Annotated in this window: 18 protein-coding genes; 9 read left to right on the top strand and 9 right to left on the bottom strand. The window is 39.0% G+C overall.

The window, feature by feature from the left end; genetic code table 11:
- Positions 1 to 40 precede the first annotated feature (40 nt).
- From rarD (EL121_RS08690) to EL121_RS08680, 3 genes are read right to left on the bottom strand one after another with little or no spacing between them, the layout of a single operon-like run.
- Positions 41 to 907, bottom strand: coding sequence for an EamA family transporter RarD (gene rarD, locus EL121_RS08690; protein ID WP_081978348.1), 867 nt, complete (start codon positions 905 to 907; stop codon positions 41 to 43).
- A complete protein-coding gene (gene rarD / locus EL121_RS08685; protein ID WP_039196178.1) occupies positions 908 to 1,801 on the bottom strand; it encodes an EamA family transporter RarD in 894 nt (297 codons plus the stop codon).
- Positions 1,802 to 1,848: 47 nt separating this feature from the next.
- Positions 1,849 to 3,066, bottom strand: coding sequence for a pyridoxal phosphate-dependent aminotransferase (locus EL121_RS08680; protein ID WP_039196177.1), 1,218 nt, complete (start codon positions 3,064 to 3,066; stop codon positions 1,849 to 1,851).
- Positions 3,067 to 3,229: 163 nt separating this feature from the next.
- On the opposite strand from EL121_RS08680, the gene EL121_RS08675 reads away from it, so the two are divergent.
- Positions 3,230 to 4,510: an isochorismate synthase gene (locus EL121_RS08675; protein ID WP_039196176.1), complete on the top strand. Its 1,281-nt coding sequence runs from the start codon at positions 3,230 to 3,232 to the stop codon at positions 4,508 to 4,510.
- A 40-nt stretch (positions 4,511 to 4,550) separates the two neighbouring features.
- Here the strand turns inward: EL121_RS08675 and EL121_RS08670 are convergent, their stop codons facing one another.
- Positions 4,551 to 5,459 carry a lysine exporter LysO family protein gene (locus tag EL121_RS08670; protein WP_039196175.1) on the bottom strand — a complete coding sequence of 303 codons (909 nt, stop codon included), beginning with the start codon at positions 5,457 to 5,459 and terminating at the stop codon, positions 4,551 to 4,553.
- 106 nt (positions 5,460 to 5,565) lie between these two features.
- Here EL121_RS08670 and dinB point away from each other — a divergent pair, with 106 nt between their 5' ends.
- Positions 5,566 to 6,636, top strand: coding sequence for a DNA polymerase IV (dinB, locus tag EL121_RS08665; protein WP_039196174.1), 1,071 nt, complete (start codon positions 5,566 to 5,568; stop codon positions 6,634 to 6,636).
- A gap of 85 nt (positions 6,637 to 6,721) precedes the next feature.
- On the top strand, positions 6,722 to 7,591 hold the full coding sequence (htpX, locus tag EL121_RS08660; RefSeq protein ID WP_039196171.1) for a protease HtpX: 870 nt from the start codon (positions 6,722 to 6,724) through the stop codon (positions 7,589 to 7,591).
- Positions 7,592 to 7,650: 59 nt separating this feature from the next.
- Here the strand turns inward: htpX and EL121_RS08655 are convergent, their stop codons facing one another.
- Entirely contained in the window at positions 7,651 to 8,136 is a 486-nt protein-coding gene (locus tag EL121_RS08655) for a YqaA family protein (RefSeq protein ID WP_039196170.1), read from the bottom strand.
- A 201-nt stretch (positions 8,137 to 8,337) separates the two neighbouring features.
- On the opposite strand from EL121_RS08655, the gene focA reads away from it, so the two are divergent.
- From focA to pflA, 3 genes are all read left to right on the top strand, one after another.
- Positions 8,338 to 9,162, top strand: coding sequence for a formate transporter FocA (gene focA / locus EL121_RS08650; protein WP_039196168.1), 825 nt, complete (start codon positions 8,338 to 8,340; stop codon positions 9,160 to 9,162).
- A gap of 92 nt (positions 9,163 to 9,254) precedes the next feature.
- Positions 9,255 to 11,567, top strand: coding sequence for a formate C-acetyltransferase (pflB, locus tag EL121_RS08645; RefSeq protein ID WP_039196166.1), 2,313 nt, complete (start codon positions 9,255 to 9,257; stop codon positions 11,565 to 11,567).
- A 128-nt stretch (positions 11,568 to 11,695) separates the two neighbouring features.
- Complete coding sequence (gene pflA / locus EL121_RS08640; protein WP_039196164.1) at positions 11,696 to 12,433, top strand: pyruvate formate lyase 1-activating protein; 738 nt, start codon at positions 11,696 to 11,698, stop codon at positions 12,431 to 12,433.
- Between the two features lie 76 nt (positions 12,434 to 12,509).
- Here pflA and EL121_RS08635 read toward each other — a convergent pair whose 3' ends face one another.
- Positions 12,510 to 14,729 carry a TonB-dependent receptor gene (locus EL121_RS08635; protein ID WP_231554682.1) on the bottom strand — a complete coding sequence of 740 codons (2,220 nt, stop codon included), beginning with the start codon at positions 14,727 to 14,729 and terminating at the stop codon, positions 12,510 to 12,512.
- 317 nt (positions 14,730 to 15,046) lie between these two features.
- Between EL121_RS08635 and prlC the strand changes: the two genes are divergently transcribed.
- Both prlC and EL121_RS08625 read left to right on the top strand, forming a co-directional pair.
- Positions 15,047 to 17,080, top strand: coding sequence for an oligopeptidase A (gene prlC / locus EL121_RS08630; RefSeq protein ID WP_039196160.1), 2,034 nt, complete (start codon positions 15,047 to 15,049; stop codon positions 17,078 to 17,080).
- 122 nt (positions 17,081 to 17,202) lie between these two features.
- Positions 17,203 to 18,360: a chorismate mutase gene (locus EL121_RS08625; RefSeq protein ID WP_039196158.1), complete on the top strand. Its 1,158-nt coding sequence runs from the start codon at positions 17,203 to 17,205 to the stop codon at positions 18,358 to 18,360.
- A gap of 70 nt (positions 18,361 to 18,430) precedes the next feature.
- Here the strand turns inward: EL121_RS08625 and EL121_RS08620 are convergent, their stop codons facing one another.
- The gene (locus EL121_RS08620) at positions 18,431 to 21,274 is read right to left on the bottom strand and encodes a TonB-dependent hemoglobin/transferrin/lactoferrin family receptor (RefSeq protein WP_039196156.1); all 2,844 of its coding nucleotides are present in this window, start codon (positions 21,272 to 21,274) and stop codon (positions 18,431 to 18,433) included.
- Between the two features lie 68 nt (positions 21,275 to 21,342).
- Positions 21,343 to 21,864, bottom strand: coding sequence for a heme utilization protein HutZ (gene hutZ / locus EL121_RS08615; RefSeq protein WP_039196155.1), 522 nt, complete (start codon positions 21,862 to 21,864; stop codon positions 21,343 to 21,345).
- Positions 21,865 to 22,204: 340 nt separating this feature from the next.
- On the opposite strand from hutZ, the gene EL121_RS08610 reads away from it, so the two are divergent.
- A complete protein-coding gene (locus EL121_RS08610; RefSeq protein ID WP_039196152.1) occupies positions 22,205 to 22,666 on the top strand; it encodes a pyridoxamine 5'-phosphate oxidase family protein in 462 nt (153 codons plus the stop codon).
- A gap of 74 nt (positions 22,667 to 22,740) precedes the next feature.
- On the opposite strand, the gene EL121_RS08605 is transcribed toward EL121_RS08610, so the two are convergent.
- Positions 22,741 to 23,481 carry a TPR domain-containing protein gene (locus tag EL121_RS08605; protein WP_039196150.1) on the bottom strand — a complete coding sequence of 247 codons (741 nt, stop codon included), beginning with the start codon at positions 23,479 to 23,481 and terminating at the stop codon, positions 22,741 to 22,743.
- Positions 23,482 to 23,506 lie beyond the last annotated feature (25 nt).

Below are 23,506 nucleotides of genomic sequence, written 5' to 3'. Positions count from 1 at the left end.
ATCATACAAATTTGACCGCTTGTCATAAAAGCGCATTCAATCACTTGCGTGCCAATCTAAAATTATCAATGGTTAATAAAGTAATCGCTAACGCTAAGCAAATCATTAACAGATAGGATTTGGAATCCAATACTTCACCGATCATAAACGAAACGCAAAGCATCACCAGCGGTTCCACATAACCGAGTAAACCAAGCACATTGACCGGTAATAAATTACTGGAAGCAATATATAAAATAAACGCCGCACCGTTGACTAAGCCGAACAGTGCCAAGAAATAATAGATATGCTGATTGTCAGCAAGAATCGGCTGCATATCGGTTTGAGCAATAAAATAACCGGCAAACGGCATCACTAACAGCAATTCAACGAAAAAGGTGGCGAGCGTATTAATACCGAAATAGCGGCGTAGCGTAATGTACAGCGGATAACCAACACCGGCAACAATGGTCGCCCACGAAAACGAACCGGTCAGCCAAATATTGGAAACCACACCGATCACCGCAAAGCCAAGTGACAGCCATTTTAACAGGGTAAAATGTTCTTTAAACACAATTTTACCCAATGCTACCGCTACAATCGGCAGTAATAAATAACCGATCGAAACTTCAATCGCTTGTCCGTTATTCGGCGCCCATAAAAACAACCAAAGCTGAATGCCGGTATTCAAGGCAAGCAATAACAGCACTAAGACAAGCGGTGGATTTTGCTTGATTTTTTGCCAAAGCTGCTGAAATTTCGCCGTTTGTTTAAACAGTAAAATCGCCAATAAAATAAAGGGCGCTAGCACCACAATACGGAAGCCAAACATACTTTCGCCATTGAGCGGACGTAATAAGATCGCAAAGTAATAGCCCAAGCCAAATAAGAAGTTGGCGCTCATACAGCATAAGATGCCCTTTAACATTTAATTCTCCGCGATCACTTTTTTACGCTGTTTTCGGATACTGAAAAGACCGTCTAAAATTAAGAAAAATACTGCGATCACCAAACAAGTCATCAAAAAATAGGAATTAGGATCCAATCGCTCACCGATTAAAAATGAAATAATCATCATAAATGTCGGCTCTAAGTAACCTAATAAGCCAAGTACATTAAACGGCAATATGGTGCTGGCTAATGTGTAAGAAAGCAGCGCTGTGCCGCTTACTACGCTTAAAATCGCAATAAAGTAGTAAATATTCGGATTTTGCGCATAAATAAAATCCATATCGGTATTCCAAATAAAATACAGCGAAATTGGAATCAGGAACATAATTTCGAAGATAAAACTATAAATATTACTTAGCTGGAATTTCCGACGGATATGGAAATAAATAGGATAACCAACAAAAACAAAAACGCCTTCCCAAGAAATACCACCGGCAAAAATGACGCTATTTAACACACCTAATGTTGCAAAAATAATCGCCAGCCATTTAACACGGGATAAACTTTCTTTATAAACCAAACGTCCGAAAGCCACCATGACGATCGGCATCAGCAAATAACCCATTGAAACTTCTAAGGCTTTACCACTGTTTGGTGCCCACAAGAAAAGCCACATTTGTGAGCCGACAATCGCTGAAGTGATTAAGATAATGAAAATTAAATGAGGTTGTTGTTTCAAACGCTTTGCAAAAGCAAAAAATTCATGTTGTTTCTTTAATACAAAAATTGCTAAAAACAAAAACGGCAAGGTAACAACCATACGAATGCCGAATAAGCTCTCGCCGGAAAGCGGGCATAATAAAGTGGCAAGATAATACATTCCGCCGAATAATGCGGAAGCAGAAAGTGAATAAATAATACCGAGTTGCATATAGATAGATAAAAGTAATCTGCCCCGTGGATGAGGCAGAGAAAAGATTAAGATTGTTTATAATTTTTTAAGAAGTTAGCGAGGCGTCCCAATGCTTCTTCAATTTGATGCGCATAAGGCAAAGTTACGACACGGAAGTGATCCGGTTTATGCCAGTTAAAGCCAGAGCCTTGTACCAGCAATACTTTTTCCGCTTGTAATAAGTCGTAAATAAATTTCGCATCGTCTTTAATACCATACATTTCCGTGTCAATTTTCGGGAACATATAAAGCGCACCTTTTGCTTTCACACAAGAAATCCCCGGAATTTGTACCAACAACTCATACATTTTGTCTCGTTGTTCTAACAAGCGTCCGCCCGGTAACACGAACTCATCAATACTTTGGTAACCACCTAATGCCGTTTGAATTGCGTGTTGCATTGGGGTGTTGGCGCATAAACGCATTGAAGACAACATATCCAAGCCTTCAATAAATCCTTTCGCATGATTTTTCGGACCGCTTAATACCATCCAACCTTGACGGAAACCGGCAACACGATAGGCTTTCGATAAGCCGTTATAAGTTACACATAATAAATCCGGCGCAAGTGCTGCGATATGGTGATGCACCGCACCGTCATAAATGATCTTTTCATAGATCTCATCAGCAAAAATAATGAGATTGTGCTGACGAGCAATTTCGGCAATCTCTAATAAAACAGAACGGCTATAAACCGCACCGGTCGGGTTATTCGGGTTAATCACCAAAATGGCTTTGGTGCGAGGTGTGATTTTCGCTTTAATATCTTCAATATCCGGAAACCATTCGTTTTCTTCATCACACAGATAATGCACCGCTTTACCGCCCGCAAGGGTTGATGCTGCCGTCCAAAGCGGATAATCCGGCATCGGAATTAAAATTTCATCACCATCATTCAACAATGCTTGCATCGACATTGTGATCAATTCCGATACACCGTTACCGATATAAACGTCATTCACATCTACGCCACGAATCCCTTTTGATTGATAATATTGAACAACCGCTTTACGTGCCGAATATAAACCTTTTGAATCACAATAACCTTGCGCTTTCGGTAAATTGCGAATCACATCAACTAAAATTTCATCCGGTGCTTCAAAACCGAATGGCGCTGGGTTACCAATATTCAATTTTAAAATTTTATGCCCTTCTTCCTCAAGGCGAATCGCCTCTTTATGAATCGGCCCACGGATATCATATCGAACTTGTGCTAATTTATCTGATTTAGGGAAACGTTCCATTGTGTTTGTCCTGTTATGTTTTAGGTAAATTGGTTGTTTATTGTAGAAAATTGTTCAACTTTACTCTGATTTGGTAGGAATTTAAAGAGGAAATAAGCTAAAATAATCACCTTTTTTTACAATAGCTAAAAACTAGCGGTTAAATTCTTTAGAAATTTTGCAAATGTCTATTTTTAATCAATTAAAACAACAACTTAGCGAACAACCTACAGAAAACAAAACACACTTCGGTTTGATTGAATATCAAGCCTCCGTGCCATTTCCTGAAGAAAATGTTGCTTTATTGAACTGGTTAAAGGCGCAGGAAAATTATCCGCATTTTTTTTGGCAAGCTCGCGACACTGATCAGACCATTGCCAGTATCGGAACCGCTAAATCGTTTTCCAGCCTTGAAGAAGCGCAGCAATTTGTAACACAAACGCAGCTTGGTTTAGTCGGCGGCATTCAATTTGAAGGCAACTGCCAATTTATTCTGCCTCGCTTGCAATTAGTAAAAAATCAGCAAAATCTGACCGCTTATTTCTACTTGAGTGAAACTGAATTAGCTCAACAAGCGGTCATTTTTGAACAATTTTTTGCAAATTTCACCCAAACCTTACCGCTTGAATTAACGGAAAACAATCTCCTTTCGCTGACTTCCGTTTACGATTTTGATAGTTGGCAACAAAATATTGAGCGAGCAATTAATCATATTCAACAACACAAATTTAACAAAGTGGTACTGGCCAATGCGAAAACATTGCAATTTGAACATGAGCTATCTGCTTATGATCTACTTGCAGCGAGTCAAACCACTAATTTAGGTTGTTATCACTTTATTTGGGCGGAAAATGCGAAATCCGCCTTTGTCGGCTCAAGTCCGGAACGTTTATACCATCGAAAAGGTCATCAATTTAATACGGAAGCACTAGCAGGTACCGCCCCGGTAACGGAAAGTGCAATACAAACCGAATTAAATGCGGAATGGTTACTCACTGATCCTAAAAATATTTATGAAAATCAATTGGTTGTGGATGACATTCAGATGAATCTGGAAGATTGCATAACGGAAATCGTCGTCAGCCAAGCGGAAATTAAGCGTCTGCATAATGTGCAACATTTACGCCGTAAAATCGCTGCCCAATTAAAACCAAATATGAGTGATGCCGATTGTCTTGCTCGTATTCATCCGACCGCTGCGGTTGCAGGCTTGCCTCGTCAAGCAGCGAAAAAATTTATTGCCGAATATGAGCAATTCACTCGTTGTTGGTATGCCGGTACATTCGGCTATTTACAACCGAACGAGGCAGAATTTTGCGTTGCTTTGCGTTCCGCGCAAATTGAACAAAATTGCATTACACTCTATGCTGGCGCAGGTATCGTTGAAGAATCGGAGCCGCAATCGGAATGGCAAGAAATTGAACGGAAGTCGTTGGCATTAGCCAAATTACTAAAAGTGGATTAAGCCAAACAAAAAATGGCAGGTATAACCCTGCCATTTTGTTTTATCCGGCTAAGCCGATAAATAACGCCAATAATAATGGTGCAACCAAATTCACAATAAAGCCGAAACTGATTGCCAGCGGCACAACTTGCGTACCGCCCGATTTTTGAATCACCGGTAACATACAATCTAATGACGTCGCCCCACCTAATCCGACTGCGGTAGAAGGGAATGCTCGCATAAAAAACGGAATGGTAAATAAACAGAAGATTTCACGGGAAAGGTCATTAAAGAAGGCAATACTGCCGTATATCGGCCCCCAAGCGTCATTGACTAATACGCTAGATAATGAATACCAACCGAATGCCGAAGCAAAAGTGAGTCCTTGTACAATGCTTAAGTCTAATGCCAAAGCGGCAATAACCCCACCAACAAGGCTACTAACAATCATTACTAAAGAAGTATAAATGCCTCGTTTATTAAAAAAAACTTCTCGTAACGGAATCCCGCTATTACGCAGCTGAATACCGACACCGAAGATCATCACTTCTAACACATAAGTACTAGCGTGTAATGGAAAATCTAATATCCCCTTCGTCACAAAACCGACTACCCCACCTGCAATGGTAGTGCCGATTAATTTAAACGAATCCATTAGCATTACCCAACGAGAAGGGATTTCTTGCGGATTTACTTCTTCACGAACCATCGGTTGCCATTTATCGTAAATCGCTAAACCGATAATATTCGAAAATTGAATAATTAAGCTCAAACCGAGTGCAATCCCACCGATTTGTGGTAATTTGCTGCCAATATCATCTAATTGCCCTAGCGAGATACCCATCACAAATAAAATCAAATATAAACAAATATTTACGACCTGATTAACAACCTGTAATTTGCCTTTACCGACTTTAAATAAATAGCCTAAAAACAAGGGAATCAGCACTATCGCCAAACCGTATAACATTTCATCTTCCTTATCATTATGTATTTTTTGAGTTGAAATTTTAACGGTACTCCCATAAAATAAAACTGTTTTTATATACAGCTAAATTATAAGTAATCGAAATCATATGGCAATGCAACGCAAAATCATTCACATCGATATGGACTGTTTTTATGCTGCGATTGAAATGCGAGAAAATCCGGCGTTAATCGGCAAGCCTGTTGCCGTTGGTGGTTCCATTGAAGGTCGAGGCGTATTGACCACTTGTAATTATGAAGCCAGAAAATTCGGTTTACACAGTGCAATGCCAACCGCACAAGCGTTAAAACGCTGCCCGAATCTGATTCTAGTGCCGGTAAATATGTCGTTATACAAAGCAGTTTCTGAGCAGATTCATCAAATATTTCGCCGTTATACCGATATCATCGAGCCGCTTTCATTAGATGAGGCTTATTTAGATGTGACGGATTGCCAACAATGCTCCGGCTCTGCCACTTGGATTGCTCAAGAAATTCGAGAGGCAATTTGGAACGAGTTACATTTAACTGCCTCCGCCGGCATTGCCCCGCTCAAATTTTTGGCAAAAATCGCTTCGGATCAAAACAAGCCTAACGGGCAATTTGTCATTTCTCCGGAAAATATGACCGCTTTTATTTATGATTTGCCGCTAAAAAAGATCCCGGGTGTCGGTAAGGTAACCAATGAAAAATTAGCACAACTGGGATTACACACTTGCGGCGATATTCAACACCGCGATAAAGCCTTTATTTACAAGACATTTGGCAAATTCGGGCAACGACTTTGGGACTTCAGCCACGCAATTGATAACCGAAAAATCGAAGTAAATCGTCCTCGAAAATCCTTAGCAGTCGAAAATACGTTACCGACCGATATTTGGCATTTAGCGGAAGCGGAGCAAATTGTTGATGAGCTGTTTAAAAAACTGGTTTTTCGGCTACAACGAAATTGGGGCGAACGTTCATTACAAGAGTTTAAAAAATTAGGTATCAAACTAAAGTTTGGCGACTTTACGCAAACCACCTTGGAACGTACCACTGACGGACTCTCACTCGAGCGTTTTATCGAATTACTTCAACAAGTTTGGCAACGGACGAATCATCGTTCGGTACGCTTAATCGGGCTTTCGGTACATTACCCGACGGAAAAAGTTAAAAAACAGTTAAATTTATGGGAATAATTGTTGCTAAAGGCTTGAATTCTTATAAAATTGCCCCATTTAATGACCAGTTTTTCCTCACTCTTTTTTGGAGATTTATCTATCTATGGCAAAAAGAATTGTCTTATTTTTATTAACTAACTTAGCGATTACCTTTGTACTTGGTATTGTATTAAACATCATTTTCCAAGTAACCGGCATTCAAGGCGGTAGCACCGCGGGTATTTTAGTGATGTCGCTTTTATTTGGTTTCGCGGGTTCTTTAATCTCATTATTTATGTCAAAAAGCATGGCATTACGTTCCGTTGGCGCAGAGGTTATTCAACAACCTCGTAATCATGCGGAACAATGGTTATTTGATACAGTACAACGTCAATCACAGCAAGCGGGCATTCCAATGCCGGATATTGCGATTTATCACTCTGCCGATGTCAACGCATTTGCAACCGGAGCAACAAAAAATAATTCATTAGTCGCAGTAAGTACCGGTTTATTGGACAACATGACGGAAGACGAAGCTGAAGCAGTTGTCGCACACGAAATCGCACATATTGCAAACGGTGATATGGTAACGATGACGTTACTACAAGGCGTGTTGAATACCTTTGTTATCTTCTTATCTCGAATGATTTCAACCGCTGTTGCAAGCGGTAAAGATGAAAACGGTAATAACACACAAAACACCTTAGTTTTCTGGATTGTGGATATCGCTTTACAAATGATCTTCGGTGTAATCGCAACCATGATTGCGATGTGGTTCTCACGTTACCGTGAATACCGTGCGGACGCTGGTTCGGCACAATTAGTCGGCAAAGAGAAAATGATTGCGGCATTACAGCGTTTACAACACGTACACGAGCCACAAGAAATGGAAGGTTCTCTCGCGGCATTCATGATTAACGGCGTACGTTCTAAAGAATTATTTATGAGCCACCCGCCACTTGAAAAACGTATCGAAGCGTTAAGAAACTTATAATCGACAAGCGGTCTGATTTTGCAAAAAAATTGCAAGAACAGACCGCTTTTTTATTACGATTAAAATATAAAAGGATAAAGCATAAAAAGTAGTAACAAATAACGCACTAACTTTCCTAATGTAATGAAAAATACCGTTTGCCAAATATTCAATCTGAGCCAACCCGCCATACCACATAATACATCGCCAATAACCGGTAAGCTCGTCAGAAGAAGCGCAAACACACCATATTTTTCACATAAAGACAGCGCTAATCTTGCGGAACGATGTTGCAAATTAACCGGCTTAGGAATTAATAATCCCATCGCATAAGTGATGATACTACCGAGGCTATTGCCTAATGTGGCAATCAAAACTAACCACAGCATACTTGTAGAAAATATCGTTTGTTCCGCCAATAAATTTTTTGATGCCAATGCACTAAAAATCAACTCGGAATTACCAGGCAGAACCGTCGCACTTAAAAAAGCGCTTAGGAACATTGAGATTAATTGGTTTTCTTCTGAGAAAAAGAAATTAAATACGGAACTAAAATAATCTATCATGCTAATTTGTAATATTTTTGTTAATAAAATGATCGGTGTATTTTAACTAAAATTTTCAATTAAGTTTCAATTTGATTTACATCAAAATTCGCTTTTGATTTACCTCAATATAATGGCAATTTTATTTTGAGTATTGCATTAACAGGTCTATAATTCTCAACAATTTCTGTAATTTTTCAAATTTATATTTAAGGATTATAAATGTTCTCACCTGCTGAAATGGCAAAAATCGCTGAAGACGGTGCAGTCTATAAGGCAACTAAACATCAATTATATTCTTTCATCTCGGCAATTTTAGCAGGCGGTTTCATCGCTCTTGCTTTTGTCTTTTACACCACAACACAAACCGGTGCTGCAGATGTGCCGTGGGGGATGGCAAAACTCGTCGGAGGTACCGTTTTCTCTTTAGGCGTTATCTTATGTGTCGTATTCGGTGCGGAATTATTTACTTCATCAACACTAACCGCTGTGGCTAAAGCGACACATCGTATCACTTGGTTCCAAATGTTTAGAAACTGGTTCATTGTGTATGGCGGTAACTTTATCGGTGGTTTGAGTATGGTTGTGCTTATTTGGCTTTCAGGTCAAATTATGGCGGCAAACGGTCAATGGGGATTAACCATTCTTAAAACGGCACAACACAAAATTCATCATACTTGGATGGAAGCTTTTACCTTAGGTATTTTATGTAACATTATGGTTTGTCTTGCGGTATGGATGGCAAATGCCGGTAAAAGTCTGACAGACAAAGCGTTTATTATGATTATGCCGATCGCATTATTTGTATCATCAGGCTTCGAGCACTGTGTTGCAAATATGTTTATGATCCCGATGGGTATGATGATTTCGCAATTTGCATCACCTGAATTCTGGACGGCTATTAATGTCGATCCGGCACAATACGCAGACTTAGATTTATATCATTTTATTGTTAAGAATCTTATTCCAGTAACATTAGGAAATATTGTCGGGGGAGTGTTCTTCATCGGCTTAGTACAATGGTTCTTATACATTCGTAAACACTAATAAAATTTCGATTTAAGCGGTTTAATTTGTGTAATTTTTTGCAAAAAAGACCGCTTGTAAAACTTAATTTACTAACAAACAGAGGACTTAAAATGACTCAACTAACTGAAGCTCAACAAAAAGCATGGGCAGGGTTTACTGGTGGCGACTGGCAAACTGAAGTAAACGTACGTGATTTTATCCAAAAAAACTATACTCCATATGAAGGCGATGAGTCTTTCTTAGCTGGCGCAACAGCTGCGACAACTAAGTTATGGGAAGAAGTGATGGAAAAAATCAAAGTTGAGAACAAAACTCACGAACCGTACGATATTGATTGCGAAACTCCATCAACAATTACTTCTCACAAAGCAGGTTATATTGATCAAGCTTTAGAAAAAATTGTAGGTCTTCAAACTGATGCGCCATTAAAACGTGCGATTATCCCGTTTGGCGGTATCAAAATGGTTAAAGGTTCTTGCGAAGTTTATCGTCGTACCTTAAACCCTGAAGTAGAAAAAATCTTTACTGAATATCGTAAAACACATAACCAAGGTGTGTTCGATGTTTATACTCCGGACATTTTACGTTGCCGTAAATCAGGTGTAATTACTGGTCTTCCGGATGCTTACGGTCGTGGTCGTATTATCGGTGACTACCGTCGTTTAGCAGTATACGGTGCGGATTTCTTAATGAAAGACAAGCAAAAACAATTTGCTTCATTACAACCTCGTTTAGAAGCGGGTGAAGATATCCAAGCAACAATCCAATTACGTGAAGAAATCGCAGAACAACACCGTGCATTAGGTCAAATCAAACAAATGGCTGCATCATACGGTTTTGACGTTTCTCGTCCGGCAGAAACTGCACAAGAAGCGGTTCAATGGACTTACTTCGCATACCTTGCTGCAGTTAAATCACAAAACGGTGCGGCAATGTCATTCGGTCGTGTATCTTCATTCTTAGATATCTATATCGAACGTGACTTAAAAGCAGGTAAAATCACAGAAGAAGAAGCGCAAGAGTTAATCGACCATTTAGTAATGAAATTACGTATGGTTCGTTTCTTACGTACACCTGAATACGATCAATTATTCTCAGGCGACCCAATGTGGGCAACTGAAACTTTAGCAGGTATGGGCTTAGACGGTCGTACACTAGTAACCAAAAACAGCTTCCGTATCTTAAATACCCTTTACACAATGGGTCCATCACCAGAGCCAAACTTAACTATCCTTTGGTCTGAACAATTACCGGACGGTTTCAAACGTTATTGTGCAAAAGTATCAATCGATACTTCATCAGTACAATATGAAAACGATGACTTAATGCGTCCTGACTTCGATAACGATGACTATGCAATCGCATGTTGCGTATCTCCGATGGTTGTTGGTAAACAAATGCAATTCTTCGGTGCGCGTGCAAACTTAGCGAAAACAATGTTATACGCAATCAACGGCGGTATCGATGAGAAATCTGGTGCACAAGTTGGTCCAAAAACAGCACCGATTACAGACGAATATTTAAACTTCGACGATGTAATGGCTCGTATGGATCACTTCATGGATTGGTTAGCAACACAATATGTGACTGCATTAAATATCATCCACTTCATGCACGATAAATACAGCTACGAAGCGGCATTAATGGCATTCCACGATCGTGATGTATTCCGTACAATGGCATGTGGTATCGCAGGTCTTTCTGTTGCGGCGGACTCATTATCTGCAATTAAATACGCAAAAGTTAAACCAATTCGCGGCGACATCAAAGATAAAGATGGTAACGTAGTGGCTTCAAATGTAGCGTTAGACTTCGAAATTGAAGGCGAATATCCGCAATTCGGTAACAATGACAACCGTGTAGACGAAATCGCTTGTGACTTAGTTGAACGTTTCATGAAGAAAATTCAAACGCACAAAACTTACCGCAATGCGACTCCAACACAGTCAGTTCTTACTATCACTTCTAACGTGGTTTACGGTAAGAAAACTGGTAATACGCCTGACGGTCGTCGTGCTGGTGCTCCGTTCGGTCCAGGTGCAAACCCAATGCACGGTCGTGACCAAAAAGGTGCGGTTGCATCATTAACTTCTGTTGCAAAACTTCCGTTTGCTTACGCGAAAGACGGTATTTCATACACTTTCTCAATCGTACCAAACGCATTAGGTAAAGATTACGAAGCTCAAAAACGTAACCTTGCAGGCTTAATGGATGGTTACTTCCACCACGAAGCAACCGTTGAAGGCGGTCAGCACTTAAACGTAAACGTATTAAACCGTGAAACATTATTAGATGCGGTTGAGCACCCAGAAAAATATCCACAATTAACAATTCGTGTATCTGGTTATGCGGTACGTTTCAACTCTTTAACTAAAGAGCAACAAATGGACGTAATTACTCGTACATTTACTGAATCAATGTAATCCCTCACATTGAGTTCTTCAAGCGGTCAGATTTTGCAAAATTTTTGCGGAATCTGACCGCTTCTTTATTGATATTCTGTTAAAATAACAAAAACGAATTTATATTTTATTAATTGAAGGAATCATATATGTCTATTGCTCGTTACCATTCATACGAATCTTGCGGTACTGTTGATGGTCCGGGAATTCGCTTCATTCTATTTTTACAAGGCTGCTTAATGCGTTGTAAATACTGTCATAACCGTGATACATGGGATCTTGATGGCGGTAAAGAAATCAGCGTCGAAGATCTGATGAAAGAAGTGGTAACCTATAAACACTTTATGAAAGCGACTGGTGGCGGTGTAACTGCATCCGGCGGCGAAGCTGTATTACAAATGGAATTTGTGCGAGATTGGTTTAGAGCGTGTAAAGCGGAAGGTATTGATACCTGTTTGGATACAAATGGCTTTGTGCGCCATTACAGCCCGGTAGTCGATGAAATGCTTGAAGTGACTGATTTAGTTATGCTCGACTTAAAACAGCTAAATGATGAAATCCACCAAGATTTAATCGGTGTATCGAATAAACGTACACTTGATTTTGCTCGCTACCTGCAAAAATTAAATAAACGCACTTGGATTCGTTATGTTGTTGTACCGGGTTATACCGATGATGATGATTCTGCACACCGCTTAGGGCAATTTATCCAAGGTATGCAAAATATTGAAAGAGTTGAACTGTTGCCATATCACCGCCTAGGCGCACATAAATGGGAAACGCTTGGCTATAAATATGAATTGGACGGTATATTGCCGCCGCCAAAAGAAGATCTTGAACGTATTCAAAAAATTATTGAAAGCTACGGACATACCGTGAAATTCTAACCCCATAACATAAGAATAAAAAATCCCCAAGATACGATTAAATATCTTGGGGATTTTATTTATTCTAAAAGTCTCATTAGAAAGTCACATTCATACCAAGCATTGCATTTCTACCCATTTGTGGAATATGAGGTAAGTAAGATACATGCTGATGGATTTTCTGATTTAGCAAGTTATCCATTTTTAGGAATACTTGATATTCCATCTGATTCAATACTTTATTGTAAGTTAAACCGACATTTACTTGATGATAACCCGATGTTGCTTTTTCATATTTCGACACTTTATTCTGAGCAAATACACGGTAATACTCTAACATTCCCGACCAATTTTGATTGAAATCCGCATTAAATCTAGCCCCTAAACGTAATGGCGGTACACGCGGCGCTGAGATATCCGGCTGGCTATCCCAAGCTGAAACCTGACCTCTTTTTGCACCAAAAATGTAATAACCTTTCGGAATATCAGGAAGATCTGTTAATTTACCACGAACATAATCACCAAATACGGCAAGACGATAATTCGGCGTAAAGAGATAGCCAATTTCACCTTCTACCCCACTAAAACGAGCTTTTCCTTGGTAATAGCGGTTTACTTTCAAATTATATTCATCAGTCAAGGATTTAGGACCACGGTTATCGTTTAACGTAAGCGGGTAAATATAATTACCGTAACGAGTGTGATAAATATTGAATTTATAGTCCCACTTCTCTCCCATATGGGCTAAAGCCAACTCAATATGATTTGAGCGTTCTTTATTCAAGTTTTTATTACCGGCTTCAAAAGCATTTAGCGCAATGTGTTTGCCATGTGCATATAGTTCTTGAGCATTTGGTAAACGTTCTTGATGTGCCGCATTTAATGTTAATTTATGCTCCGGAGCAAAATACCAATGTGTAGCAAAACCGTAAGAGTAGCCGGTTTCCTTATGCGGTTCCAAATTTGGCATTGGCGTATTAAAGCCTAACCATTGATCAATTAACTTAACATCATAATCCATTGATATTTTCTGACGCTCAATACGGCTACTTAATTCAAATGAAAAATCCCCAAGATTTAAGCGCTCAATACCAAATACACTAAATTGCTTGGTTTTCGGATTATTCAGTAATTGCTGCTTATTTACTACTCGAGCAGCTTCTAGCGATAATGCACTGGTAAGCGCTTGAGAATATTGTGCACCAATCGCACCTTTTAACCCGTTCCATTCAGAATGTACTAACTCAAGACGTAGATTTTTCCCTTTATTTTTAAAGTAGTTCTCAACTCTTTCACCATCTTTTTCATCATGAAAATAATCGACATAATTCGCAGTGACTTTGAGTGATTCGATGCCCTTTAACGGATTCTTTAATTCGCCGTCAATATCATAACGTTTAGAATGCATATTAATCCATGGCTTACCATGCGGATGATCTTGCATACCATAATGAGAACCACCGGGGATATGCGAGTGCTCTAAACGAAGTCCCGGATTGTTATAATCGATATCGCTTTCTTCCGCTAAATGAGGATAAAAGCGTAAATAGCCTTTCCTAAACATTACGCCTTGGCGAATAATACTAATCGTATAATGATCGTATTGATGCGTATGCCCAACTAAACCGTATTTATTACGTTGATCCGTATAAGCTACACCTAAATGCCCTTTCTCTCCAATCCAAGAAAGTCCGACCGTGCTTGATTGAGATTGAAGATCACTGTCCGGCACTCGATGATAAGGTTTACCCTCAATGGTAAATTTCGGTGCATAATATTCAGAGGCTTTGTTATATAATCCTTGTAAACGTAAGGCAAAATTATTACCTAATGCAAAAGTAGAGCCGACATAAGTTAAACGTTCTTTATTTGCAGAACTAAAACGTACACCGGCTTGTCCTTCATATCCTTTTTCCGGTAACACACTCGGAATTTTCTCATCAACCACATTAATTAGTCCGGCATTATTCCCCGCACTGTAAAGTAAGGTTGTAGGTCCACGTAAAATTTCAATACGCTTTGCAAGTAAAGCGTCTACGGTCACAGCATGATCGGGAGATAATTCCGACATATCAAAGGTTTCACCGTTATTTTGCAAAATTTTAGACCGTTTGCGTTCTTGACCGCGAATAATCGGCGTACTTGATCCTCCGCCAAACTGGCTGGAATGAATGCCTAATTCTCCGGAAAGTGCATTACCTAATGTTGTTCCCCTTTGCTTTAGCGTTTGACTATCTACCACTTTTTCATTGATATTTAAACCATCTCCTAACAAATTACCTTTCGTATCCGGCGTATTGCCTTCAACAGTAATCATATCTAGTGTCTCCTCCGACGCAGATAGTGTATTTGAAGAAATTAAAAGTAATAAACTCAACGCCAAACTATTTTTTTTCATTTTATTCAACCTAAAGCCATAAAAAAATTAAGGGTGTTAATTTACTTTAAAAAACACCTACTTTCAATAATAACCTTAAAAAAATTATATATACTTATTGAGTATGCTTTATCTTCATCAAACAAGTTATATATAAAAATAACTAAAAAACTCCTCGTGATTTCTGTTTCTATGAAACTTTGGTGTATGATGCTAAGACTAATAACTCATTTCGACTAAGAAAAAGGAAATAAACAATGTCCAATCCTCTTTTAAATTACACCGGTTTACCTGCATTTTCACAAATCAAACCGGAGCATATCCAACCTGCAGTAGAAGCAGTGATTAAAGAATGTCGCGATACTATTGAACAAGTTGCTCAAATCGAAAATCCGACTTGGGAAAATTTCTACATGCCGCAGGCAATTGCCGGAGATAAATTTGCGCGTGCATGGTCGCCTATCGGTCATCTAAACGGGGTAAAAAACTCGCCGGAACTACGTGAAGCTTATCAGGCTTGCTTACCGCTACTTTCCGAATACAGTACTTGGGCGGGACAACACCAAGGCTTATATCAAGGCTATGTAAAACTTAAAAACTCACCGGAGTTTGAGAGCTATTCGCTTGCACAGAAAAAAGCGATTGAAAACAGTCTACGTGATTTCGAACTTTCAGGGATTTCATTACCCGCAGATAAACAAAAACGTTATGGCGAAGTGTCTGTCCGTTTATCTGAACTCAGCTCGCAATTCAGTAATAATGTCCTTGATGCCACAATGGGCTGGGATATCGTGATCACAGACGAAGCACAGCTTCAAGGCTTGCCTGAATCCGCCTTAGAAGCGGCAAAACTTTCTGCGGAAAGCAAAGGTAAAAAAGGTTACCGCTTTACTTTAGAATTCCCAAGTTACTATCCGGTACTGACTTACTGCGAAAACCGTGAACTACGTGCGGCAATTTATAAAGAGTATGCAACCCGTGCTTCTGATCAAGGCTCAAATGCAGGCAAATGGGATAACTCGGCAAATATCGATGAGAAACTTAAATTACGCTTAGAAATGGCGCAATTATTAGGTTTTGAAACTTATGCTGATCTTTCTCTTGCTACCAAAATGGCGGAGAACCCGCAACAAGTTGTCGATTTCTTAGAAGATTTAGCCAAACGTTCAAAAGCACAAGGTGAAAAAGAATTAGCGGAATTACATGCTTTTGTGGAACAAGAATACGGCGTAACCGAACTTCAGCCGTGGGATATTGCATTCTATAGTGAAAAGCAAAAACAAGCGTTATATGCAATCAATGATGAAGAACTTCGCCCTTATTTCCCGGAAGATCGTGTACTTTCTGGCTTATTTGAATTAATGAAACGTATTTTCGGCTTACGTATCGAAGAAAAATTCGGTATTGATACTTGGCACGAAGACGTGCGTTTCTTCCAAATTTACGATGAGCAAAACGAAGAACGCGGTGCATTCTATTTAGATTTATACGCACGTGAAAATAAACGTGGCGGTGCGTGGATGGATGATTGTATCAACCAAAAACGTTTAGCGGACGGAGCATTACAAAAACCGGTAGCATACTTAACTTGTAACTTTAATAAACCGATTGGCGATAAGCCGGCACTCTTTACACATGACGAAGTCACTACGTTATTCCATGAGTTCGGTCACGGTATCCATCATATGCTAACCCAAATTGATGTCGGTGATGTTGCGGGGATCAACGGTGTGCCATGGGATGCGGTGGAATTACCGAGCCAATTCTTAGAAAACTGGTGTTGGGAAGCGGAAGCACTTGAATTTATTTCGGGGCATTATCAAACCGGCGAACCGTTACCGAAAGATAAATTAACCCAGTTACTCAAGGCGAAAAACTTCCAAGCGGCAATGTTTGTATTAAGACAATTAGAGTTCGGTTTATTCGATTTCCGTTTGCATTTGGCACAACCTCGTGAAGGCTTGGTGTTAGATACCTTAAAAGCAGTAAAAGCGGATGTTGCTGTGGTTCGCACACCTGAATGGGTGCGTACCCCACATAGCTTTAGCCATATTTTCGCAGGTGGCTATGCCGCAGGTTATTACAGTTACTTATGGGCGGAAGTATTATCAGCGGATGCCTTTGCAAAATTTGAAGAGGACGGTATTTTCAACCGAGCGACAGGTCAATCTTATTTAGATAATATTCTGACGCGTGGCGGTTCGGAAGAACCGATGGTATTGTTTGAACGTTTCCGTGGTCGTAAACCAACCTTAGACGCATTATTACGTCATAAGGGTATTGCTAACTAACCTCCCTCTATTCTTACAAGCGGTCAAATTTGCAAAAAATTTTGCAAATTTGACCGCTTATCTTTTTTTTATCAACTAAATCGCTATAATCTTGATAAATCAAATAATTAAGAGAAAACGCAATGTCTTTAGATCTATCCAATATCCGCCAACAAATCACCCAACTTGACCGCCATTTACTGAAATTACTTGCCGAACGTCATCGGCTTGCTTTTGATGTTGTTCGTAGCAAAGAAATCACACAAAAACCGCTACGTGATATCGAACGAGAAAAAGAGCTATTACAAGCACTAGTAAACCATGCCGAAGCGGAAAATTACCAATTAGATCCGCAATATGTCACACAAATTTTCCAACGTATTATCGAAGATTCCGTGTTGACTCAGCAAAATTATCTGCAAAATAAATTAAACGAGCAAAAAGAACAAAATGTATCGATTGCCTTTTTAGGTATGCGTGGTTCTTATTCCAATATGGCGTCTCGTCAATTTGCTAAAAAATATCAAGGTTCTTTAATTGAATTGAGCTGTGATTCGTTCCAACAAGTGTTTGATAAGGTGAGTGAAGGTGAAGCCGAATTTGGTGTGCTTCCGCTTGAAAACACCACTTCAGGTTCAATCAATGACGTATATGATTTATTACAACATACCGATTTAGCGGTAGTTGGTGAATTAGCTTACCCGATCAAGCACTGCGTACTGGCAAACGGTAATATAGATCTTGCTGAAATTGATACCTTGTACAGTCACCCACAAGTGATTCAACAATGCAGCCAATTTATTCAAAGCCTGAATAAAGTCCATATCAAGTATTGCGAAAGCAGCTCACACGCAATGCAGATGGTCGCTCGTTTAAATAAGCCGAATATCGTCGCATTAGGCAATGAGGACGGCGGTAAACTCTACGGTTTAACCAATATCAAAACCGATATTGCCAACCAACAAAACAATATCACACGTTTTATCGTGGTAGCGAAACAAGCGATTAACGTTTCGCCACAAGTACAAACAAAAACGTTATTACTGATGACCACTTCTCAACAAGCCGGTGCATTAGTGGATGCGTTAATGGTCTTTAAACAACATCAAATCCGAATGACCAAATTGGAATCTCGCCCGATTTACGGTAAACCTTGGGAAGAAATGTTCTATGTGGAACTAGAAGCAAATACGCATGCTGAAAATACCCAACAGGCGTTAAAAGCTTTAGAAGATGTAACAAGCTATGTCAAAGTATTAGGTTGTTACCCAAGTGAAATTATTGAGCCGGTAAAACTATAACAAGCGGTTAAATTTTAAGATTTTTTTGCAAAAAAATGCCCGATAAACAATGATTTATCGGGTATTTTACTTAGAAAGTTACCTCTGCGGTTAACTTAAAGTTTCTTCCGGGAGCAGTGAAACGATTTAATCCTTTACCTGTCGCTTGGTTAATCAAGTTACTCGTACCAAACGGACGAATTGAACGAACCGATTCCCAAGTCAGATATTTGCGATTCTGTAAATTATAAACACCTGCTTGCAAGGTAACGTTTTTCCACGGTTTAACATAAGCAATCATATCTAACAACGTATAAGCATCGCTACGCCATTTTAAGTAGCTATCTTTTGCTTTTTCTTCGCTGTGATACATATTGTAAGTATCTTCCGCCTTCTTCGCACTTACACGGGTAACATAAACATCTACACCGAATTTATCTTCCGGATGCTCATAGCCTAAACCAAACACGGAGGTTCTTGGTTGAATTGCGTTAAGTGGTAGATTCCCTTCCATCTTACCTTTTTGATAAGTGTATTTATAACTTACGTTAAAACCTTCTAAAGCTTGCCATAATTGGCCAAAATTCAGTTTAGAGTTAATTTCCAAACCATTCACCTTCGCATCTTGGCGGTTTACATTTTGGTAAATTTGATAGGGTCTTGCCGTTGCACTACCACCAAAAGCATTCACTAAATTTTTAGGACCAAGATATTTTAAATCAATAAAATTATCATAATCCGTTTTAAAGTAACTGGTCGTAATAAAGCCTAAATCACCATGTAAAGTTAACGCTGCTTCTTTGGTTTCTGCACGTTCAGCCTTAAGATCCACATTAGGCAATACGGAAAAATCCGGATGCTTAAAGGTAAAATAAAGCTCATCCGAAGTCGGCGCTCTAAATCCATTCGCGTATTTTACTTGCACACGTAAAAAACTAAACGGATCCGCTGTTGCCGCTAATGAATAAGAATGTTTTTGATATTTCACATTACGTGATAAATATTTAATGTTTTCTTCGGCATTTTGGCGAATCTGTTCTTTTGACGGTCGCTCCGGTAGCGGCACGAATAGCCCTTGTAACATATCGTCCGGAATCTTCGCCGTCTGTCCCGCAACATATTTGGGCTTATAGCTAATATCATCATAGCGGTAGCCGATATCAAAACTTAAATAGTTATTTGCTTTTAAATTATCAGCAAAATATAACGAGCCATTTTTCGCCTCAACCGGAATTAAGAATGAAAATGTATCTTCATTCGGACAAAGTAAACCGTTCCATTGATCGCTACCGGTTGCATTTTTACAATTGATAGGTTCTTCCGTTCCTTTAAAGAAATCTCGTTTCATCCCCAGAAAACGTTTCGCCCACCACTGGCTATTACTCGTTGCACCAAAACCACTGCGGTTAACCATCTTTTTCTCTGTATGAGCGTAACTACCACCATATTCCAACGAATGCTCTTTCTCAAATAAAGAAAATGATTTGGTTAAATCAAGATTAACTTGCTTCGTATTCGTATCTAAATCTCGTTCGGTATAAATATTTTCCGTATAGCCTTTGCTTTCCGGTAATAGGACATTATTGAATTGCTTATTAGTAATTGCCGCAAATTTTCGTCCTTTCTCATCCGTATAGGTTTTATCTAAAGCAACTTGTTCAGATGTAATCGTGCCATCGTAGCTTTTTTTATAGGCCGTTACAGACTTATTACAGTCAAAAACACTACAATCAAACCAATAATCTCTCACCAAATTTACACCTTCAGTGTAAGTACCTTTTGAATCGGTAATTGTGGTTAGCCCTAATTCGCCGACACCTAACTTCGGTTGATTACCGTCTCTATCTACTACTTTGCCGTCTTTTAACTGTAATCCAGCCGGATTACTCGTTTCCTTACAATGGGCCCCGTCACAATAATCATCCGTTCTTGCGCGATTCTTAATTTTTTGCGTTGAATAAGTGAGTTTTAACGTATCCCATAATGGATTCGCACTAAAATTCTCATACACAAACGCATAATTTTGGCGCTTACTCTTATCATTCGTATGACGTAACTCATATTCGTCAACGTTAATGTAAGTTGTCGGCTTTAAGTTGTAGGAGAAATCGTGACCTCTGTTTTTCTTCTCATACAAATCCGCAACTACGCTAATGCGGTGATTATCCGAAGGTGAATAACCAAATTTAATTAAGGTACTATCTTTCTTAATTGAATAAGGATCCGCTTTCTCTCGCTCTTTCCCCTGTACACTACCGTTAGCCGTTTTGTAGTCATAGTTTTCCAATTCATGACCGTCCCGCCAAGTTTTTAACGCTAAAATATCAAAATTTTTATAACGACCGGCAAAGGTCAAAGAATTAGCTTTTTGATTATCAGCACTTGAATAACCGGTTTTATAACCAAAGTGGTAATCTTTTTCCGTTAAAAAATCACGAGCATCTTTGGTTTCAAACATCACAGCACCGCCTAAAGCGCCGCTACCGACACGAACAGAATCCGCACCTTTACGAATCGTTGCTTGTTTCAGCGTTTCGATTTCTACCGAGTTACGAGTATTATTAAAATTGCCGTACCCTTCAAATAATTCTTTAAAACCTTGAGATGAAAGCGTTTCCGCTTGATGTAAGCCATCTACTGTAATTGCAACACGGTTCTCATCTACACCTCGCACCGCATAACCGCTACTGCCCATACGTCCGGTTTCAACCACCGTCACACCGGTTTCATAACGAACAAGATCTCTCGAATCTTGTACCTGTTGTTTTGCGAGTTGTTTCGCTGATTTTTTGATTTCAGAAATTTTCTGTTGCTGAATGCCATCTTTTACAATAACAGTGTCGAGCTGCACTTGTTCCTGTGCCAATGCAAAGTTATATTGCAAAACACAAAGTGCCGCAACAGACAGGTTAAAACGAAACTTAATCACAATCATTCTCCTTTATATAAAATAAAAAAACTGTGCTAGCAAACAACCAGCACAGTAAATATTTAATAATATAGTTATTCTGTTTTATGACCTTCATCTAAGTGAACGATATTCACAAGATCATCCGGGCTAACTTCAAACGCCTTACCAAAGCCTTTTACAAAAAGACCTTGTGTCGGTTTAAAACTAAATAATTTGAAATCTTTCATTTTCGAAAGCTCATCAATAAGATCGCCATGACGCGCTTTCAATGCTTTCAAACCACTTTCCCACTCTTCGCCTTCACGCTCGATTAAACGAGAAGTCGCATCAAAAGTTAAACGACGACGAGCAAAAATTTGACGGCTTTTAGATTCATCATCAATCAACATTAACGATACTTTCGGTACTTCAATTAAATTACGTGCATGACGAGCAATAGTCGAAATCAGTACTTGGTATTCACCATTATTAATCACAAAAGGCGCATAACTCACATTCGGGTTACCGTCTTTATCCACCGTTGAAAGCACAATCGTTAGAATATTTTCTTTTAATTCTTGAATTTCAGGTCCTAAGCGATTTTGTAAGACTTCTTGACGATTAGTCACAGTCATAAGTTCTCCTCTATAAAATTTATGTAAATTTCATTAACCAATATCGTTAATACAAATTATTTTTAATTATATTTATACTGTTTTTTTTCGCAATGTTAAAAATGTAAATTTTTACTTTTGATGAAAAAATAATTGTGAGTGGTTGTATCTCTTTAAATTTAAGTCACTCTAATGACTTTTACAGCGCTTTTTGCTTTACTAAACTTACATTTTTATGTCAAAATGACTCCGTTTACGCTTAAATATTTACTTCAAAAAAGGATTCTGCTTATTAAGCAGTATGTTATAACAATTTACAAATTGACATATTTTACAATTATTAATAAATATAGGGATCCATATGCAGAAACGCATAGCTAATTTTCTTAATAAAAAATACCTCTGTACTTTATCTGTAGCAGACGATAAGCAGCCTTGGGCTGTAGCATGCTTTTATAAATTTGATGAGGCGAATTGTCGCTTAATCTATATGAGTTCAGAACAGACAACCCACTCTAAAATTTTGCATAAAAATCCCCAAGTCGCCGGTACTATATTCTCCCCGACTCGCTTTCATTCTTCCATTCAAGGTATCCAATTTCTTGGCATAGTAAATCTCCTAAGTGGCGAAGAAGCGAAAATTGCAAGAGAGTTATATGAGGCAGAATTTAAACCATATGTCGATGATAGGTTAGCTATTTGGGAAGTAAAATTAGAGCAGGTTCGCCTAATTGATAATTCACTTGGTAAATTTGGCAAAATGGAATGGAAAAAAGGTGATCCAGAAGTAAGCGATGATTTTCAAACCATACAGCTCGCCTAGAAATAGTGAAGAAGAATAAAACAGCCCCTGAAAAAATAGACTTCAGAAGCCTACTTTTCAGGGGCTGTTAATTTTTATTTCAGGGATTGATGAGCCATTTCGATGCTCTGAATAATTGCTCGGCGATCGATTGATTCATTCTCTCCGTCAAGTACCTGACGCCAAAAATCAATCGCTTGTTGATACTGTTTATTCGCATAAGCATGAGAAGCAAGTAACAACAAACTGGTACTCTCTTTTTTATCTAAACTCAACGCTTTATCAAGCCACTGTTGGGTCTGAACCGAGATTGTTTTTCCTTCTTGATAATATTTGGCGGCTGCCATTGCACCAAAAATAGCGGCTTTCTCACCCAAAACTTTTTGCGCATTGCCATAACAAATTAAGGCGGAACCAAAATCATTATTTAAGGCGTAAGCTTGCCCCAGTTCATACCATAATTCCCCGTTATTCGGGTTTTCTCGTAAGCGATCTTGCAGGCTTAAAACATAACGATTATTTTTTTGTTCTTTATCTTCTTGCCCTGCTTGGATTTGAAAAGCTTGATGCAACTGCTCGCCTCGGTTCACTATCTGATAACGTTCCGTTTGCCAATAACAAATGGCGGCAATCGCAAAGCTCAATGCGAATAGAAGCCCTCCGACAAGCGGTCTGTTTTTAGAAAAGTTTTGCAAAGATTGGCTGGCTTGCTGCTCAAAATGATAACGTTGTTCCGCTTCATTGAGATACTCCGCTTTCAGCTCATCTGCAAAATTTTCGGCAAATTTAACCGCTTGCTGATAATTTTCGTGATTAATTTCTGCTCTTGTTTTCATCTTATCGCCATCAAATTCACTTCAA

Source organism: Actinobacillus equuli (assembly GCF_900636745.1).
GTDB lineage: Bacteria > Pseudomonadota > Gammaproteobacteria > Enterobacterales > Pasteurellaceae > Actinobacillus > Actinobacillus equuli.
Note: the sequence above shows the minus strand (reverse complement) of the source record. Positions and strands in the feature narration are given on the sequence as shown.

What these genes read in the sequence shown, in the direction of transcription:
- rarD (WP_081978348.1), bottom strand. Translation starts at nt 907, where the DNA reads ATGTTAAAGGGCATCTTATGCTGTATGAGCGCCAACTTCTTATTTGGC.
- rarD (WP_039196178.1), bottom strand. Translation starts at nt 1,801, where the DNA reads ATGCAACTCGGTATTATTTATTCACTTTCTGCTTCCGCATTATTCGGC.
- EL121_RS08680 (WP_039196177.1), bottom strand. Translation starts at nt 3,066, where the DNA reads ATGGAACGTTTCCCTAAATCAGATAAATTAGCACAAGTTCGATATGAT.
- EL121_RS08675 (WP_039196176.1), top strand. Translation starts at nt 3,230, where the DNA reads ATGTCTATTTTTAATCAATTAAAACAACAACTTAGCGAACAACCTACA.
- EL121_RS08670 (WP_039196175.1), bottom strand. Translation starts at nt 5,459, where the DNA reads ATGTTATACGGTTTGGCGATAGTGCTGATTCCCTTGTTTTTAGGCTAT.
- dinB (WP_039196174.1), top strand. Translation starts at nt 5,566, where the DNA reads ATGGCAATGCAACGCAAAATCATTCACATCGATATGGACTGTTTTTAT.
- htpX (WP_039196171.1), top strand. Translation starts at nt 6,722, where the DNA reads ATGGCAAAAAGAATTGTCTTATTTTTATTAACTAACTTAGCGATTACC.
- EL121_RS08655 (WP_039196170.1), bottom strand. Translation starts at nt 8,136, where the DNA reads ATGATAGATTATTTTAGTTCCGTATTTAATTTCTTTTTCTCAGAAGAA.
- focA (WP_039196168.1), top strand. Translation starts at nt 8,338, where the DNA reads ATGTTCTCACCTGCTGAAATGGCAAAAATCGCTGAAGACGGTGCAGTC.
- pflB (WP_039196166.1), top strand. Translation starts at nt 9,255, where the DNA reads ATGACTCAACTAACTGAAGCTCAACAAAAAGCATGGGCAGGGTTTACT.
- pflA (WP_039196164.1), top strand. Translation starts at nt 11,696, where the DNA reads ATGTCTATTGCTCGTTACCATTCATACGAATCTTGCGGTACTGTTGAT.
- EL121_RS08635 (WP_231554682.1), bottom strand. Translation starts at nt 14,729, where the DNA reads ATGATTACTGTTGAAGGCAATACGCCGGATACGAAAGGTAATTTGTTA.
- prlC (WP_039196160.1), top strand. Translation starts at nt 15,047, where the DNA reads ATGTCCAATCCTCTTTTAAATTACACCGGTTTACCTGCATTTTCACAA.
- EL121_RS08625 (WP_039196158.1), top strand. Translation starts at nt 17,203, where the DNA reads ATGTCTTTAGATCTATCCAATATCCGCCAACAAATCACCCAACTTGAC.
- EL121_RS08620 (WP_039196156.1), bottom strand. Translation starts at nt 21,274, where the DNA reads ATGATTGTGATTAAGTTTCGTTTTAACCTGTCTGTTGCGGCACTTTGT.
- hutZ (WP_039196155.1), bottom strand. Translation starts at nt 21,864, where the DNA reads ATGACTGTGACTAATCGTCAAGAAGTCTTACAAAATCGCTTAGGACCT.
- EL121_RS08610 (WP_039196152.1), top strand. Translation starts at nt 22,205, where the DNA reads ATGCAGAAACGCATAGCTAATTTTCTTAATAAAAAATACCTCTGTACT.
- EL121_RS08605 (WP_039196150.1), bottom strand. Translation starts at nt 23,481, where the DNA reads ATGAAAACAAGAGCAGAAATTAATCACGAAAATTATCAGCAAGCGGTT.